The organism is Neisseria sp. HMSC073G10 (assembly GCF_001812605.1).
Taxonomy (GTDB): Bacteria; Pseudomonadota; Gammaproteobacteria; order Burkholderiales; family Neisseriaceae; genus Neisseria; species Neisseria subflava_A.
Window position 1 is genome coordinate 118,554 of the sequence record NZ_KV809488.1, and the last position, 16,965, is coordinate 135,518.

Genomic DNA, 16,965 nt, shown 5'->3' on the forward strand with positions numbered 1-16,965 from the left:
ACTTTCAGACGGCCTTTATATGCAAATTCAAGCAATTAGTGCTGATGCGCACCACCGTGGCCATGGCCGTGACCGTGATCCATACCGGATTGCGGTGCAGTTTTCACTTCCAGCTCGACAGTTTGAGGTTTCGCGTTTTTAAATTTCAGGGTTACAGGCACTTTTTCGCCTTCTTTCAGCGGTTTTTTCAGACCCATGAACATAACGTGGTAGCTGCCCGGTTTCAGCTCGGTTACGCCTTTTGCCGCCAAAGGCACGCCGCCTTTAACTTCGCGCATACGCATAACACCGTTGTCGTTAATATGGGTGTGTACTTCAACGCGTTCTGCAACAGGGCTGCTGCCGCCTACCAAGAAGTCTTGTTTGGCTTCATCGTTTTGGATTTTCATGAATGCGCCACCCATTTTCATACCTTCGACAGTGGCACGTGCCCAACCGTCTTCAATATGGATACCGGCTGCAGATACGGAAGTTGCCAAGCCTGCCAGAATCAGGGTTGCCATTAATTTTTTCATCTTTTGCTCCTTGTGTTTGCCAAATGGCTGGGATATACGGCCTTCATCTTACAACCAAAGGCCATCTGAAAACTTTGATATAGATTAATTAATACTATCTAATCCTAACGAATTACCATATTACCACATTTTTAAGCAGTTAATGCAATAATCCAAACAATAAATAACATGAACAAAGCCATCAGTTGCGCGGCCGAACCGGCATCTTTGGCACGCTTGGCCAGCTCGTGTTTTTCAGTAGAGGTATGGTCAACGGCTGCCTCGACGGCTGTATTAAACAATTCGGTAATCAGTGAAATAAACGATGCGACAATAAGCACCATTTTGGTGGCCGGGCCGAAATCAAGGAACAAAGCCAAGACAATTAAAATCAGGTTCAACCAAAAAACTTGGCGAAATGCGCTTTCATAACGATACGCGGCAGCCAGTCCATCTTTGGAGTAACCAAACGCATTAATGATGCGCTTGATACCGTTTTTTCCTTTTTTTTCAGATGCGTAGGAAGATGGTTTCATCATATGCTCAACATAAAAAGGCCGTCTGAAAAGAAACAGTCAGGTCAATTTTCAGACGGCCTTTGGGTTTATTGTTTTGCCCAAGATGCCACGGCATCTGCGAACATGGCGGCAACGTTGAAATCTTTTTGCTTCATAATTTCTTGGAAGCCGGTCGGGCTGGTTACGTTAACTTCGGTCAGATTGCTGCCGATGACATCCAAACCGGCAAGCAAAATACCGCGGCGCTTCAATTCCGGCGCAAGGGTTTCTGCAATCTCACGGTCGCGCTCGCTCAACTCCTGCGCCACGCCGCGGCCGCCGGCAGCCAAGTTGCCGCGCGTTTCGCCGTTTTGCGGAATACGCGCCAAAGCATACGGAACAACTTCCCCGCCGATAATCAAAATGCGCTTGTCGCCATGTACGATTTCAGGAATATAACGTTGCGCCATGATGGTGCGTGAATCAAGCTGCATCAGGGTTTCAAGGATACTGCCGATATTAGGGTCGGATTCGGTCAGGCGGAAAATGCCCATACCGCCCATGCCGTCCAACGGTTTGATGATGATATCGCCGTGTTCTTTCAAAAAGGCACGGACATCGGCGGAACGTGTTGTAACCAAAGTGGGCGCGGTAAACTGGCTGAAGTTCAAAATCGCCAATTTCTCATTGAAATCGCGCATTGCTTGTCCGCTGTTAAATACTTTTGCGCCCTGCTGCTGTGCCAACGTCAAAAACTGGGTCGCATACAGATATTGCATATCAAACGGCGGATCAGTGCGCATAATGACCGCATCAAAATCTTTTAAGGCCGTCTGAACTTTTGCCTCTGCTTTAAACCATTCGTGATCGTCATCGTTCTTCGCACCGACAAACTCAAATGCCGCTGCCTGAGCCACTACCCAGCCTTCACGGACGGATAATTCTCCGCTCAAGGTATGAAAAAGCTGCCAACCGCGTTTTGCCATTTCACGCATCATGGCGTAAGTAGTGTCTTTATAGGTTTTAAAACTTGCCATCGGATCGGCGATAAACAGGACTTTCATCAAAATTTCCTTGTAAACAGACGCTATAATCATACCTTGTATTCTGCTTGTCTGAAAGGGCGCAAAATACGGAAAAGGCCGTCTGAATTTCATTTTCAGACGGCCTTAAGGCTTTTAGGCGGCGGCCAGATGCAAGAGTTCGGCAGCATGGCTGCGTGTAGTGTCGGTAATGATTTCGCCGCCCAACATACGCGCGATTTCCTCAATGCGCTGATGATGATCCAATACGCTGATTTCGCTGACGGTTTGTTCGCCTTCGCTATGTTTGCGCACCTGCCAATGGTTTTCACCGCAAGAGGCGACTTGGGGAAGATGGGTTACCGCCAAAACTTGATGTTTTTTACCCAAGGCACGCAAAGCTTTACCGACCATTTCGGCGACGCCGCCACCGATACCGGTATCTACTTCATCAAAAATCAATGTCGGCACTTGCGTGTATTGGCTGGCAACCACTTGCAAAGCCAAGCTGATACGCGCCAATTCGCCGCCGGAAGCCACTTTGTTCAAAGGACGGGACGGATTGCCTTTATTTGCCGCCACTTGGAATTGCACCTGCTCCAGACCATGCGCGGTCGGCGAAGACGGCAACAAGACGATGTCAAAACGTGCGCCCTTCATGGCCAAATGTTGCATATGCTCGGTGGTCTCTTCGCCCAAACGGCCGGCCGCCTGATGGCGCATGGCGGAGAGAACGTGAGCGGCTTCGTGGTATTCGGCAAGATTGCGTGCGACTGTATTTTCCAAGGCTTCCAAATCGGCAGCCGCGTGCAGGTTTTGCAGTCGTTCGTCGATTTCTGCCAGCTTTTGCGGCAACTCTTCCGGCTCAATGCGGTATTTGCGCGCCATACTCATCAATTCGCCCATACGGCTTTCTTGTGCGGCCAATTCATTCGGATCGATATCGCTGCGACCGGCCACATCGCGCATATTGGCACTGATTTCCCCCAACTCGGCTTCAATACTTGCCAACATATTCAGGCTCTCGGCAAAGCGCGGCTCAATGTTTTGCAGATTGCCAAGCAGTTTTTGGCATTGGTAGATTTGACGTTGGATGCCGTTGTCTCCGTCTATGCTGCTGCCCACCTGCTCGGCGGTTTGCAGCAACTCGGCCGAATGCGCCAGGCTGTCGTGGCTTTGGCTTAAGGTTTCCCATTCGTTGGGTTTGAGCTCCAATTGGTTCAATTCATTAAACTGCCATTCCAAACGCTCGCGTTCGATGGCCATGGTTTCTGCCTGCTCTTGCGCTTCTTGCAGGGCTTTTTTCGCATTGACCCAATTTTGATAAAGCTGCTTGACTGTTTCTGCCTGCTCTTTGCTGCCGGCGAACGCATCCAACAACTCACGTTGCGCAGATTCTTGATTCAACGAATGATGGGCATTTTGGCCGTGAATATCGATTAACTGCTCGCCGATGGCTTTCAGTTGCGCCAGTGTTGCTGCCTGATTATTGATATAACTGCGGCTTTTACCCTTGGCATCGATAATACGGCGGATGCTGAGCTCTTCCGCATCCTCTTCCAAAAGGCCTTGCTCCTGCAGCTGTGCTTTCAGCTCAGGCAAACCGCTGATGTCGAACAAAGCCGACAACTGCGCTTCTTTAGCGCCGCTGCGCACTTGGCTGTAATCGGCTTTATCGCCTAACAACAGACCAATCGCATCCAGAGTAATCGATTTACCTGCGCCGGTCTCGCCCGTCAATACGGTAAAGCCGTTTTGAAAATCAAGATTCAGGTTTTCAACAATGACAAAATCACGCAAAGAAAGTGCCAACAGCATTGCAGTATTCCTTAGTAAATTACCCGCAACCATGCGGAATAGCTTTAGATAAGCTGATTATAACTAAGATTTTTTATAGTTTAAATCAGATTTTTCTTATGATTTATCTAAGATATTTATTTTAAACAAATTATTTTTTAAGAAACTGCTAAACGCACCACGCTATATTGTTACCCTGGCTGGCTTATTCAATGATATAAAGCGTTCATTTAATGCTATAAAACGCTAGAATAACTAACATAAAGGCCGTCTGAAACACGATTGTTTCAGATGGCCTTTACATTCAAATCAGTTAATCAGTCTGTTTCCTGATTCAACTGCTTCTTCAGCCTCCTCATCGCCTGTCGGCGGCGTTTCCATCAAATCAGGCAACACCAGCTCGCCCAATTCAGTCAGCGGTGGTAATTCTTCCAAACTTTCCAAACGCAAATCGCTTAAGAATGTTGCCGTTGTTGCCCACAAAGCCGGACGGCCGACAGAATCACGGTGACCGATGACTTCAATCCAGCCCCTATCCTGCAAGGTTTGCATCACATTTTGCGACACTGCCACGCCGCGTATGCCTTCGATATCGCCACGCGTTACCGGTTGCTGATAGGCAATAATCGCCAGCGTCTCCATCACGGCACGGGAATAACGCGGCGCGCGCTGCTCTTGCAGGCTGCCCAGCCGTTCAAATGCGGCTTGGGCAATTTGAAAACGCCAGCCCTCATGGGTATACACCAGTTGCAAAGCCCTGTCCTGCCAGCGGGCCTTCAGTTGCGCCAACACGTCAATCAGCTTGTCTTGAGACAACGGCGGCACGCACAATTCGCGCATGGCTTTTTCGTTTAAGGGTTCGACTTGCGTCAACAGCGCCGCTTCAATCAGCGCATCGGGAGAAAGTTTTTCAGTCATAATAAAATCAATGTTCAGACGGCATAAACAGCCAAAGGCCGTCTGAAAGATAATATGGTCAACGGTTTGTTACGCGCTCAAATGCGCTTTCAGTTTTTCTTCGTCCAAAAACCAATGGCAGATTTCGGTATCGCCATCCAGCAAAACAGGCACCAGCTCATTGTACTTTTCTTCTAAAACCGGATCAGCATCGACATCGACAATATCCAGCCCAAATCCAAACTGCTCCTGATAAGGCTTTAATTGTTCGCGCATTTTGTGGCACAGGCTGCAATATTCCCGAAACATCAAGGTCAGTTTCATGGCAGTTACTCTCGGAGGGACAAAAGCGGCCATTGTATAGCAAAATGCCGCCAAACCATACAGGCATGACAAAGGCCGTCTGAACAGGCGCGAGATAACGCCTTCAGACGGCCTTTATGTGTATTCTGAATTAAGACTGAACGTTAATACCGGCAGTCACGGTATTTTGGGCGCTGCTTGCAGTCAAAAACGATGCAGCTAATTCGCCGCAGCAACCGCAACAAGTCGCCACGCCCAATTGAGCCTGCAAATCGCTCATGGTGGTTGCACCGGCGGCGATGGTCTCTTTGATGTCGTGGTCAGTAATGGCGTTGCAGATGCAGACAAACATGATGTGCTCCAATAATTTTGTTACCCTCTGTAATTGAGAGTAGGATTTATTCTTGAACGTAAATATAAATAAAAACGGTTTGCATTGCAATATTGGCATTGTCCTTTTGTTTTGAAATTTTTCTATGTAAATTTGTATTTTGATTGTTATTTTATAAATAGTAAACTTTATAACCGTTCAGACGGCCACGATAACAAAAGGCGGCATCTTCGAAATGCCGCCTCTATTCATGAACGGGAATGGTGTTCATCGACCATGTTTTTCAAACGAATATTAGCAACATGGGTATAAATCTGTGTGGTGTTGATATCGGAATGTCCCAACATCATCTGGACCGAACGCAAATCGACGCCGTGATTAACCAAATGCGTGGCAAAAGCATGGCGCAAACCGTGCGGACTGAGCGAAGCAATACCGGCCGCTTCGGCATATTCTTTGACTATCATCCATGCAAGTTGACGGCTGATGCCGCTGCGTTTCTGGCTGACAAACACTTCGTCGCAGATTTTGTTTTTCAGCAACAACGGGCGCGATTCGTTGCAATAGCGTTCCACCCAATATGCCGCTTCCTGACCCAGCGGAACCAGACGCAATTTGTTGCCCTTGCCTATGGTACGGATACTGCCGCGATGTAAATCGATATCGCTGAGCGTCAATTTGACGGCTTCGGTCACGCGCAAACCTGTTGCATACATGACTTCAAGCAAGGCTTTGTCGCGCAGTCCATGCGGCGTTTCCACATCCGGTGCAGCCAGCAGCGCGTCGATTTGAGCTTCGGTAATCAGCGTGGGCAGTTTGCGTTCCGATTTCGGCGCCTTGAGAAAACGGGTGGGATTGTCTGCTCTTTGGCCTGTTTCTTCCAACCAGCCGTACATACGCTTGCAAGCCGACAATGCCCGCGCTTGGGACGTGTTTTTTTCCCCTTCCGCATACACGGCATCAGACAGGGCAAACTCATCGGCACTCAACCAATCCTGCCCGCCCTCGGCCAACCGCGCGGCGACTTTGACCAAATCACGGCGGTAACTTTGCAGCGTATTGTGGCTGAGCCTGTCTTGCAGCCAAAGGGATTCAAGCAGCTTGTCTATTAAATCGTCCATATTCATCAAACTGTATTGAAAGGCCGTCTGAACGGCATGACTTTACATCCGTTCAGACGGCCTTAGGTTTTCAAAGCCCTATCAAGAGACTTGAGAAATTGTATCCAACACTTCCTGCGCGTGTCCGGCCACTTTGACTTTGCGCCATTCATGAGCGATTTCGCCGTTTTCGTCCAGCACAAAGGTGCTGCGCTCGATGCCGAGGGATTCTTTGCCGTAAAGCTTTTTCAGCTTGATCACGTCAAACAGCTTGCAGACGGTTTCTTCTTTGTCGCTCAACAATTCAAACTGGAAGCCTTGTTTAGTGCAGAAATTCTGATGCGATTTGACACCGTCGCGCGAAATGCCGACAACGGTATAGCCCAATGCTTTGAATTGCTCCAATCGGGCATTGAAATCCAAGCCTTCGGTGGTACAGCCGGGAGTACTGTCTTTAGGATAAAAATAGACAACCAACGGCAAATGTTCGGCGGAGTTAAAATCGCTGCCGGAAGAAGATGGGAGTGTGAATTGATATTTTGACATATTATTCCTTTCAGACGGCCTAAACCTAGCCTTCGTTTATTTTTCGCTTAAATTCAAATAACTGCGCGTACCTTGAAAATCTTCCAATGCGCGCAACAAAAGCTGGAAGTGGTCGTCATTGCCGGCCAAATCCAACTCATCAGCATTGACGGTCAGCAAAGGCGCGCTTTGATACAAATGGAAGAAATGACTGTATTCGTCATGCACCCGTCCCAAATAGCCTTCAGGAAACAAGCTGATAATGCCTTCGTGACGTTTTTGCAGGCGTTTGCGGTTGTTTTCGACGGCGGTTTGCAGATAAATCACCACATCGGGTTCCGCGTATTGCGGCAAAATACGTTGCTTCATATCGGCAAAAAGCTGCTGCTCGTCATTATTCAAAACGATAGGCGTAAAAATACGGTCTTTTTCCAATAAAAAGTCAGCCACAACCATTCCGCCTTGCGCACATTGGTCTTCAATAATATTCACGCTTTCAGCGCGGCGCGTCAGGAAGAAAAGCTCGGCAGCCAAACCATTATTGGAAACATTACTGTAAAACTTCATAAGAAACGGATTATGATCCGGATTCTCCGACAACAGCAACGCGCTGAAATGCTCTGCCAAGCGGCGGCTCAAAGCGGTCTTGCCGCTACCGATGGCGCCTTCGACAACAATATAACGAGGATTCATAGTAACTCTTTGTAATGTGTTTCCCAACAATATTTTATAGCAAAAAAGGCGTGTCCAACACGCCCTTTCTTGTTTTAGTCCGTTTTTCAGACGGCCCTTATTCTTTCAACAGGAGAATACCCTGCCCGCCCAAAGCCTGAGCCAAATCAGCCGCACGGCCATACTCGCCCAACTCGAAATCCGGAAGGATTTCGGCCAAAGGCAACATAACGAAACTGCGCTCATGCGCGCGCGGATGCGGCAAGGTCAGATGCGGGTCATCGCTGCGGATACCGTCAAAATCAATAATATCCAAATCCAAAGTGCGCGGCGCATTACGGAAGGTACGTTCGCGCCCAAATTCGGCCTCGATGCGGTTTAACTCTGCCAACAACGCTACGCCGTCCAATGAAGTTCTCACCGCACAAACGGCGTTCACAAAATCGGGCTGATCATCATAGCCAACCGGCGCAGTCAGATACAGGGAAGAAGCCTTTTCGAGCCGAATATGTGGATGCGCGGCCAATTCAGCCAAAGCGGCGCGAACCTGTTCGGCAGGATTGGCGAGATTGCTACCCAAAGCGATAACGGCAAAATGCGGATACATTTCAGACGGCCTCTTTTAAAACGGCAGCGTTTTGGTTTTGGCAAGGAAAACAATCGTGGCAACACACGACATGGCTAAAACATAGACGATATAGAATTTTGGCGAACGCGGACGCGAACGCATCATAATCATGCCCAACACAATATAAACCAGCAACAGCAGGATTTTCATGCCGAGCCACGGCGCATTGAACGGCGAAAAATGGGTAATCTTCATCAGCCACAAGCCGGTAAACAGCAACATGGTGTCGTTCAAATGTGGCATGGCTTTCCAAATGCCAGCCAACGGCTTCTCAGGATGACGCCAGAGCAGGAAAAAACGGATGTTGAACAACAGGATGGTAATGGCAACGAAAATCTGATGGCTGTATTTTACAAACAGATATTGCATGGCAGTTTCTTATGTTGAGGGTTGAAAAACAAAGCAGCTATTTTACCGCAAACATCTATTTCTGACGCAACTTTTCAATCGCCAGCAGATAGGGAGGCGCATTGCGGCGGTTGACAAAGCCATAGCGTAACACGGCAAATGCTTCCTGCGGCAAAGTTTCCGCCCATTGCACAATCGCTTCAGCCTCTATTCGGCCGGCTTCATGTCCCGGATACAATACCGCTACGGCCAGCCCGCCCTCTTTCAGCAAACCCAAAGTATCCGTCAGCGCACGGATGCTGCTTGTCGCCTCAGTCGTACAGCTTTTATCGCCCCCCGGCAGCCAACCGAAATTAAATACTGCGGCATCTAAAGACTCGTCGATATAAGATAAAACGTTTTCATGACCGTCATGTATCAGGGCTACCCAACCATCTACGCCATTTTCTTTCAGACGGCCTTGAGTCTGCTCCAGTGCTTTGGATTGCACATCAAACGCCCACACCCTACCCGTCTCTCCAACCGACTGCGCCAACAGCAAAGTATCATGCCCGTTTCCGGCCGTCGCATCCAAAGCGCGGCCGCCTGCTTTTAAGGCTTGTCGTAACAAGGAGTGGGCAAAGGGAAGAATGTTCTCAAGCAGCATGATAAAGGTCGTCTGAAAATAAAAATACCCTACCGCAAAAGCGGTAAGGTATTGAAAAACAGGAATGCGTTACATCATTTATTCGGCAGGTTGTTGCACTGTCTCAACTTGAACCGGAGCAGCTGCGGCAGCGGCTTGAGGTTGTTTGTTTTCGTGTTGCAGGCTGACTGCGCGTGCAGGAACGATTGTTGAGATAGCGTGTTTGTAAACCATTTGAGTGACGGAAGTATTACGCAGCAGAACAACGTACTGGTCGAATGATTCCACTTGGCCTTGCAGCTTGATGCCGTTTACCAAGTAGATTGAAACCGGAACGTGCTCTTTACGCAACGCATTCAAAAAAGGATCTTGTAACATTTGTCCTTTAGCTGTCATATTCTTGAGCTCCATTATTATGATTGTAAAGACGCCAAAATCGGCGTTTGATGGGATTGTAGCCCCGAATAGGATAAATTACCAACTATTTTTTTCTATCACACCATTTAGGAATCCAGCAATAAGGGAACTTCCCGTCAAACCGACTGTTTCATTTCCATATTCACAACAATTCCAAATTCAAATTTGATGTTTTTTAAAATTCGGCAAATCCTATCGAAAATATGCCATGAAGTTCTAACAAGCTGTTTTTCATTATAAAAAGGCCGTCTGAAATTGTTCAGACGGCCTTTGTGCTTATTTGCTGAATTGTTTTTTCACGCTGACTTTGGTTTTCTTCTTGAAGCGGTTTTTCTCTTCCTTGCGGCCTTCGCGTTTCTCAATACGGTTACTCAGGCTGACACGGCGCAGCGGTTTTTTCTTCGGTTTGTCTTCCGCATTTTCATACGGGTTTTCCGAAACATTGTATTGAATCCGCAGCGGCGTGCCTTGCAGGTTGAAGGCTTTGCGGAACGTTTGGGTCAGATAACGTGTGTAGCTGTCAGAAATGGCATGCAGCGAATTGCCGTGAACCACAATCACCGGCGGATTCATGCCGCCCTGGTGGGCATAACGCATTTTCGGACGCACCAAACCAGCACGTGGCGGCTGTTGACGCTCGATCGCGCTTTGCAATACGCGCGTGATTTTCGGCGTCGGCATCTTAATCATCGCCGCATTATAGGCAGCCTGAATGCTTTCAAACAAACCGTCTATACCGCGCTCTTTCAATGCAGAAATAAAGTGGAACTTAGCAAAATCAAGGAAATACAGTTTGCGGTTGATATCGCGTTTCACTTGCTCGCGGCGCTCTTCACTGATGCCGTCCCATTTATTGACTGCCACCACCAAAGCACGGCCTGCTTCCAAAGCAAAACCTGCAATCGTCGCATCTTGATCGGCGATATCTTGTTGCGCGTCCAATACCAAAACGGCAACGTTTGCCGCTTCAACTGCCTGCATGGCTTTGATAACGGAGAACTTTTCTACTGCTTCATCCACTTTGCCGCGACGGCGCACACCTGCGGTATCGATGATGGTAAACGGCTTGCCTTCGCGTTCAAAATCGATATGGATACTGTCGCGCGTCGTGCCTGCCATATCAAAGGCAATCACGCGTTCTTCGCCGAGGATGGCGTTTACCAAGGTTGATTTACCGACATTTGGACGGCCGATTACAGCAAAAACAGGATGTTTCGCTTCTTCCTCTTCCTTTTCAGGCTCGGGGAAGGTTTCCAAAATATCTTCAATCAGATAATACACGCCATCGCCGTGCGCACCTGAAATCACATAAGGGTCGCCCAAGGCAAGCTCGTAGAACTCGGCGGCAAGCACAGCCCTATTGCCGCCCTCGCCCTTATTCACGGCCAAATAAACAGGACGTGGGCTTTGGCGCAAACGGTCGGCAATGATTTTGTCTTGCGGGGTCAAGCCGGTACGGCCGTCCACCAAAAATACAACCGCATCGGCTTCATCGACAGCCTGCAAGGTCTGTTTTGCCATTTCGTGCAAAATGCCGCTGTCCACAACCGGCTCAAAACCGCCGGTATCGATGACCAAATAAGGTTTGCTGCCGACTTTGCCATGACCGTAATGTCGGTCACGCGTCAGGCCGGGCAGGTCATGCACAAGCGCGTCTTTGGTGCGCGTCAAACGGTTGAATAAAGTAGATTTGCCGACATTGGGGCGGCCGACAAGCGCGATGGTTGGTTTCATGATTGAGTCTTTCTGTGTCAAGTGTCGCCTAAAAACGGGAGCGGAACACAAGCAGGTGTATTAAAAACACGGTTGATAAGGATAAGTGTAGGCCGTCTGAAAAGTCATTGCAACTTCAGACGGCCTTGATTTCAAACAAACTTATTTCAAGCTGTCAATTTTCATTTGCAGCAATTCGCGGCCTACTGCGGTCTGCGGCATTTTGCTTAAAGCAGCTTCGTAACTTTGCACGGCTTCTTTGGTTTTATTTTGGGCAACGTAAACATCGCCTTTGGTTTCCAGCATCAAAGGCTCGAAATCAGCCTCAACCTGAGTATTCAGGGCATTGATGGCGGCATCGTATTTTTTCTGCTGCAAGAGGACAACGCCCAAACGCTGAGCTGCCAAAGCTTGAACCAGCGGTGCGTTTTGGTTTTTCAGTACCCAATTCAAATGACCTTCCGCCACATCATAACGGCCGGCATCAAACTCGGTCGCCGCTACCATCAACGTAGCTTGGGCTGTCGAAATGGAATCAGGATAGTTTTTTTGCAATTCGGCCAAATCGGCGTTGATGGCTTTGGGGTCGGTCTTTTGCTGCGCCTTTTCCACCATTTGCGCCAATACAGCGGCGGCTTCCTGATCTTTTGAAGCTTTTTGGCCTTGGTAAATGGTGTAACCCAAATACCCCAAAGCCGCCACGATCAGCAAGGCAAAGATCCAACGGCCGGTGCTTTTCCAAAAATATTTAAAGTTGTCTAACTCTTGTTGTTCTTCCAAATGGGCTGCCATTTATGCGTTCTTCCATTGTTGTAAAGTGTCTGTCAAATCAGCGGCGGCAACAGTTTGTTGTTCGTGTTTGCCCTGCATATCTTTCAGGGTAACCGTACCGTTTGCCAGCTCATCCTGAGCCACAATCAGGGCAAAGCGTGCGCCACTGTTGTCTGCTTTTTTCATTTGCGCTTTCAGGCTCTGATAGCCGGAATGCTGCATCACATTGAAACCTTGTGCGCGTAAGGCTTGCGCGTATTTCATCACCTGCAAGTCCGCACCTTCGCCTTGGTGCATTGCATAGACATCAGGCGCGGCGTTCACTTCCAACGAGCCGTATTCGCTCACCAAAAGCAGCAGGCGCTCAATACCCATTGCAAAGCCGATAGACGGCGCAGGTTTGCCGCCAAGCTCTTCAATCAAACCATCGTAACGGCCGCCGCCGCACACAGTCGCCTGCGCACCGAGTTTGTCGGTCGTCCACTCAAAAACCGTCTGATTGTAATAATCCAAACCGCGGACCAAGCGCGGATTTTCAACATATTGAATACCCAAACCGTCCAACATCGCCTTGAAGCATGCATAGTGGTTTTGCGAAGCCTCGCCCAAGTAATCCACCAAACGCGGCGCCGCGTTGCAGATTTCCTGCAAATCAGGGTTTTTCGTATCCAAAACGCGCAAAGGATTGGTTTTCAGACGGCGTTTGCTGTCTTCGTCCAACTTATCTTCATAGTGGGTCAAATATTCAACCAATGCCGCACGGTGTGCCGCGCGTTCCTCACGGTTGCCCAAACTGTTGATTTCCAAAGTCAGGTATTCGCGAATACCCAATTTTTCCCATAAGTCGGCAGACATCGCGATGATTTCCGCATCAATATCCGGCCCTTCAAAACCCAAAGCCTCGATACCGACCTGATGGAACTGACGATAACGGCCTTTTTGCGGACGCTCGCGGCGGAACATCGGCCCCATATACCACAGCTTTTGCGGGCTGTTGTACAGAAGGTTGTGTTCGACCACCGCACGCAAACAAGAAGCCGTACCTTCAGGACGCAAGCTCAAACTCAAAGAATCGTTTGAATCGGAGAAGGTGTACATTTCCTTGCCAACCACATCGGTTTCCTCGCCGATGGAGCGGACAAACAAACCGGTTTGCTCGACAATCGGCGTACGGATTTGCTGATAGCCGTAAGCGCGTGTCCAGCAGCCGACCGTATCTTCAAACGCCTGCCAAAACGCAGCCGTCAGTTTGAAATCTTTTTGTTCGACAGGTAAAAGGTCGTTCATACCTTTTACAGATTGAATTTTTTGTGCCATTTCAATATGGGATAAGCGAAAATCAAATAGTTGGGCATTATAGCTGATTTTTAAGGGTTTGTGAGATTAGGAACAAATCAAAAGGCCGTCTGAAAATTGGTTTTCGCATTCAGACAGCCTGTAAAGCAGATTACAGAATCATATTCAATGACTCCAACACTTCCCCTGCTTTTCAACTTAAATTTCTTAGAAACATATTCAATATAGATTCAATGCCGTTATACTTGGATTCTTTTCATCCCATCCCTATGCACATCATGAAAATACTGCACTCTCTTTTTGTTATCGGCTTGTTAACTACTATCTTCCCCTCCCAAGCGATGGCTGCAAATAACGCCACAAACAATCAAACGAAAATAGATTTAGTCAAAAAGGTTTATCTGTCTAAAGTGGACTTAGGCTCTGAACACAATCGTGTTACTACGCCTGAACTACAAAAAATCATCCGACAATTCAATAAATTCGACACAAATATCCGTAAGCAACCCGATATGGAGATGGGATGTGACATGCCGATACATTACTACTTGGGCTTTGGCCAGGATCATCCTGATAACTTCCATAAAACCTTGCAAGTCAAGCTCACTTCTCCCCATACCGTCCGGGCAACATTTAAACAATTTGACGGCCATAGGGTCGGTGCAGATTTCATGTTGAAATGTACGGAAAACCGTTGTTTGATAGATGATTTTAAGATGATTGGCGATCAAACCAGTATCAAAACCGATTACAAACTCGTTTTGCGCAAACAAAAATGTGAGTGAGCCGACAAAATAAAAGGGCTACCCAAACAAATGGAGCAGCCCTTTGATTTTGAAATCAAGGTCGTGAAGGGTGCGGATTTAAGCGTACAGGCGGCAAATTAGGTTTTCCGTATTGAGAAACAGCTTGTCTGACTGAAGCAGCTTTTCCTGACTGCATGACGCCGCTATCGTTGCGTATTGGATGTGCTGCATACTCGTCTTGATTTAATTGTGAAACTTCTTCATTGACTTCATGCTCTACCACAAGTTCATACTCATTATCGTATGCCTTATTCTTACCAAGCCGAACTTCCCCTCCCGCCATAGCGGATACGGAAAACGCGGATAACATAATGATTATGCTGATTTCTTTCTGCATGATATTCTCCTTTTCTCAAAAATTGCTTCTTTATCATTTCTTTAATTCATGCCATAAAAGCAAGTTCAAACAAAACCAGTTTATCTGATTCCATTTATAGAGGCTATTTAAACACAAAACTTGCATCAATACATATCTATTATTAGAAGTTTATTTTCCATATAAACAAGGCCGTCTGAAAAAATCCTAAAAACCGAGTACAATCCGCTGCATGAAAAAACGTACCAACCCCCTACCCCTTTTAGACGGTGTCAAACCCAGCTATTTGGTTTTGCCGCATGAAAAGCAGTTTTACGGCTTGCCGCTGCTGCATTTTCTATGCGCTCATTTTCCCTTTGTCGGCGAAGAAAACTGGCGGCGGCGGCTGAACAGCGGTTTTGTGGTGGGCGCGGATGGCGTGCCGTTTGATGAGAATACCTTGTTCGAACCCGGCAAGACGATGTTTTATTACCGTGAAACCAGCCGTGAGAGCGAGCCGCGTATTCCGTTTGAAGAAAAGATTTTGCATATTGATGAGCATTTGATTGTAGTGGACAAACCGCATTTTCTGCCTGTCATCCCTAGCGGCAGGTTTTTGCGGGAAACCCTGCTTACACGCCTGCGTCTGCGGCCGGAATTACAGCATTTGAATGTTGAAGACATTACTCCGATTCATCGCTTGGACAAAGATACGGCAGGCGTTATGCTGCTTTCGCTCAATCCTGCTACGCGTCGCGATTATCAGACCATGTTCCAAGAAAAAACCGTCCAAAAAACCTATGAAGCGGTGGCGCCGACGCGGACGGATTTGGACTATCCGCTGGATATTTCATCCCGAATGGAACGCGGCGAAAAATTCTTTCTCACGCGGGAAACGGAAGGCGAACCCAACGCTCACACGACCATCGAACTTATCGAAAACCGCGGCGCATTCAGCCTCTACCGCCTCACGCCGCATACAGGAAAGAAACACCAGCTCCGCGTGCATATGATGAGTTTGAATATGCCGCTGATGAACGATGCGCTTTACCCTACCCCATTAGCAGCCGATGATGAAGACTATGAAAAGCCTTTAAAACTTCTGGCCAAAAGAATAGAGTTTACCGATCCTGTCAGCGGAGAAATCCGCGTATTTGAAAGCGGTTTTGCGCTTTAAGTTATCCAATCCAATAAAAAAGGCCGTCTGAAATTTTTCAGACGGCCTTTTGGTCACGGAATCATTTGATTAGTGATGAATGCAGCTGCACTCTTTGTTCATATCAATCACCATACGACCGGTAATTTTACCTTCGCGCATTTCTTGGAAGATAGTAGGCGCTTCATCCAAAGCACGCAACTCGACTTTAGGCACAACCAAGCCTTCTGCGCCGAATTGGAATGCTTCTTCCAAATCTTTGCGGGTACCAACCAGAGAGCCGACCACTTCGATGCCGTCCAATACCAAACGTGGGATAGACAAATCCATAGACTCAGGTGGCAAGCCGACTGCAACAACACGGCCGCCGGCACGGACGCAATTAACGCCTGAATTGAAGGCTGCTGCAGATACGGCTGTTACAACGGCTGCGTGTGCGCCGCCGGTTTTCTCTTGGATGACTTGAGCCGCATCTTCTTTGGCAGCATTGATCACCAAATCCGCACCGGTTTCTTTAGCAAAAGCCAGTTTGTCATCGTTGACGTCAATGGCAACAACGTGCGCGCCAAACACTTTTTTCGCGTATTGAACTGCCAAGTTGCCCAAACCGCCTGCGCCGTAAATCGCAATCCATTGGCCAGGACGAACGCCGGAAACTTTAATGGCTTTATAAGTAGTCACACCGGCACAAGTAATGCTCGAAGCTTGCGCAGGATCCAAGCCTTCAGGGACTTTGACCGCGTAATCGGCACTCACGATACAGTGGGTCGCCATACCGCCGTCGGCAGTATAACCTGCGTTCAATACGGAGCGGCACAAGGTTTCGCGGCCGGTATTGCAGTATTCGCAAGAACCGCAGCTTTGGAACAGCCATGCGATGCTGACACGGTCACCAACTTTCAGATTTTTCACACCGTCGGCAACTTCTTTAACCAAACCGATACCTTCATGTCCCAACACGCGACCCGGTTTGTCGCCGTAATCGCCTGCTGCAACGTGCAAGTCGGTGTGGCACACGCCGCAATACTCGACTTCTACCAACGCCTCGCCGTATTCCAGCGGACGTAGTTCGCGTTCAACAACTTCTACATCACCTGCTACATCTTTATTTACTACCACAGCATGCATTTTCATAAGAGAGTCTCCTAGGGTGTTGAAAAACTGTTTAGCTATAAATGAGAATACTCCCCATACCCGAAGTCGTCAACCCATAATCTTTTTAAAAACAAATAGTTATAATGTTATACCATAACAAATTCTACTTAAGCCGTA

General features: G+C 48.0%; 21 protein-coding genes. 2 read left to right on the forward strand and 19 right to left on the reverse strand.

Annotation, left to right across the window (positions count from 1 at the left end; genetic code table 11):
• Positions 1-35: 35 nt before the first annotated feature.
• The 17 genes from HMPREF2865_RS01145 to hisS all read right to left on the reverse strand — a co-directional run bounded on the left by HMPREF2865_RS01145 (position 36) and on the right by hisS (position 13,457).
• Positions 36-515 (reverse strand): copper chaperone PCu(A)C, encoded by a 480-nt coding sequence (locus HMPREF2865_RS01145; protein WP_070645058.1) that lies wholly within the window; start codon positions 513-515, stop codon positions 36-38.
• Positions 516-646: 131 nt separating this feature from the next.
• Positions 647-1,030 (reverse strand): diacylglycerol kinase, encoded by a 384-nt coding sequence (locus HMPREF2865_RS01150; protein ID WP_070645061.1) that lies wholly within the window; start codon positions 1,028-1,030, stop codon positions 647-649.
• 68 nt (positions 1,031-1,098) lie between these two features.
• Entirely contained in the window at positions 1,099-2,055 is a 957-nt protein-coding gene (gshB, locus tag HMPREF2865_RS01155) for a glutathione synthase (protein WP_070645063.1), read from the reverse strand.
• A 114-nt stretch (positions 2,056-2,169) separates the two neighbouring features.
• Positions 2,170-3,831 (reverse strand): DNA repair protein RecN, encoded by a 1,662-nt coding sequence (gene recN, locus HMPREF2865_RS01160; RefSeq protein ID WP_070645066.1) that lies wholly within the window; start codon positions 3,829-3,831, stop codon positions 2,170-2,172.
• A gap of 288 nt (positions 3,832-4,119) precedes the next feature.
• Positions 4,120-4,728 carry an SMC-Scp complex subunit ScpB gene (locus HMPREF2865_RS01165; RefSeq protein WP_070645069.1) on the reverse strand — a complete coding sequence of 203 codons (609 nt, stop codon included), beginning with the start codon at positions 4,726-4,728 and terminating at the stop codon, positions 4,120-4,122.
• Between the two features lie 69 nt (positions 4,729-4,797).
• A complete protein-coding gene (locus HMPREF2865_RS01170) occupies positions 4,798-5,031 on the reverse strand; it encodes a glutaredoxin family protein (RefSeq protein ID WP_070645072.1) in 234 nt (77 codons plus the stop codon).
• 130 nt (positions 5,032-5,161) lie between these two features.
• Entirely contained in the window at positions 5,162-5,362 is a 201-nt protein-coding gene (locus tag HMPREF2865_RS01175) for a (2Fe-2S)-binding protein (protein ID WP_003681978.1), read from the reverse strand.
• Between the two features lie 227 nt (positions 5,363-5,589).
• Positions 5,590-6,462 carry a site-specific tyrosine recombinase XerD gene (gene xerD, locus HMPREF2865_RS01180; protein WP_049335500.1) on the reverse strand — a complete coding sequence of 291 codons (873 nt, stop codon included), beginning with the start codon at positions 6,460-6,462 and terminating at the stop codon, positions 5,590-5,592.
• Positions 6,463-6,543: 81 nt separating this feature from the next.
• Positions 6,544-6,987 (reverse strand): peroxiredoxin, encoded by a 444-nt coding sequence (locus HMPREF2865_RS01185; protein WP_049335498.1) that lies wholly within the window; start codon positions 6,985-6,987, stop codon positions 6,544-6,546.
• 36 nt (positions 6,988-7,023) lie between these two features.
• Positions 7,024-7,659 carry a deoxynucleoside kinase gene (locus tag HMPREF2865_RS01190; protein WP_070645075.1) on the reverse strand — a complete coding sequence of 212 codons (636 nt, stop codon included), beginning with the start codon at positions 7,657-7,659 and terminating at the stop codon, positions 7,024-7,026.
• A 97-nt stretch (positions 7,660-7,756) separates the two neighbouring features.
• Positions 7,757-8,245, reverse strand: coding sequence for a 2-amino-4-hydroxy-6-hydroxymethyldihydropteridine diphosphokinase (gene folK / locus HMPREF2865_RS01195; RefSeq protein WP_070461419.1), 489 nt, complete (start codon positions 8,243-8,245; stop codon positions 7,757-7,759).
• A gap of 15 nt (positions 8,246-8,260) precedes the next feature.
• A complete protein-coding gene (locus tag HMPREF2865_RS01200; protein WP_003681989.1) occupies positions 8,261-8,635 on the reverse strand; it encodes a SirB2 family protein in 375 nt (124 codons plus the stop codon).
• 55 nt (positions 8,636-8,690) lie between these two features.
• On the reverse strand, positions 8,691-9,260 hold the full coding sequence (locus HMPREF2865_RS01205) for a tRNA 5-(aminomethyl)-2-thiouridylate-methyltransferase MnmM (protein ID WP_070461418.1): 570 nt from the start codon (positions 9,258-9,260) through the stop codon (positions 8,691-8,693).
• A gap of 78 nt (positions 9,261-9,338) precedes the next feature.
• Complete coding sequence (gene hfq, locus HMPREF2865_RS01210) at positions 9,339-9,635, reverse strand: RNA chaperone Hfq (RefSeq protein WP_036493792.1); 297 nt, start codon at positions 9,633-9,635, stop codon at positions 9,339-9,341.
• 297 nt (positions 9,636-9,932) lie between these two features.
• Positions 9,933-11,390: a ribosome biogenesis GTPase Der gene (gene der / locus HMPREF2865_RS01215; RefSeq protein WP_049331367.1), complete on the reverse strand. Its 1,458-nt coding sequence runs from the start codon at positions 11,388-11,390 to the stop codon at positions 9,933-9,935.
• A gap of 141 nt (positions 11,391-11,531) precedes the next feature.
• Positions 11,532-12,161, reverse strand: a complete 630-nt coding sequence (locus HMPREF2865_RS01220) for a YfgM family protein (RefSeq protein WP_070645078.1) — start codon at positions 12,159-12,161, stop codon at positions 11,532-11,534.
• Positions 12,162-13,457 carry a histidine--tRNA ligase gene (gene hisS, locus HMPREF2865_RS01225; RefSeq protein ID WP_070645081.1) on the reverse strand — a complete coding sequence of 432 codons (1,296 nt, stop codon included), beginning with the start codon at positions 13,455-13,457 and terminating at the stop codon, positions 12,162-12,164. It lies immediately after the preceding gene.
• Positions 13,458-13,714: 257 nt separating this feature from the next.
• Between hisS and HMPREF2865_RS01230 the strand changes: the two genes are divergently transcribed.
• Positions 13,715-14,221 (forward strand): hypothetical protein, encoded by a 507-nt coding sequence (locus HMPREF2865_RS01230; RefSeq protein WP_283120619.1) that lies wholly within the window; start codon positions 13,715-13,717, stop codon positions 14,219-14,221.
• 55 nt (positions 14,222-14,276) lie between these two features.
• Here the strand turns inward: HMPREF2865_RS01230 and HMPREF2865_RS01235 are convergent, their stop codons facing one another.
• Positions 14,277-14,579, reverse strand: coding sequence for a hypothetical protein (locus HMPREF2865_RS01235; RefSeq protein WP_070461411.1), 303 nt, complete (start codon positions 14,577-14,579; stop codon positions 14,277-14,279).
• 211 nt (positions 14,580-14,790) lie between these two features.
• Between HMPREF2865_RS01235 and HMPREF2865_RS01240 the strand changes: the two genes are divergently transcribed.
• Complete coding sequence (locus tag HMPREF2865_RS01240) at positions 14,791-15,714, forward strand: RluA family pseudouridine synthase (protein ID WP_070645087.1); 924 nt, start codon at positions 14,791-14,793, stop codon at positions 15,712-15,714.
• A gap of 69 nt (positions 15,715-15,783) precedes the next feature.
• On the opposite strand, the gene adhP is transcribed toward HMPREF2865_RS01240, so the two are convergent.
• Positions 15,784-16,827 carry an alcohol dehydrogenase AdhP gene (adhP, locus tag HMPREF2865_RS01245; protein ID WP_083309539.1) on the reverse strand — a complete coding sequence of 348 codons (1,044 nt, stop codon included), beginning with the start codon at positions 16,825-16,827 and terminating at the stop codon, positions 15,784-15,786.
• Between the last annotated feature and the right edge of the window lie 138 nt (positions 16,828-16,965).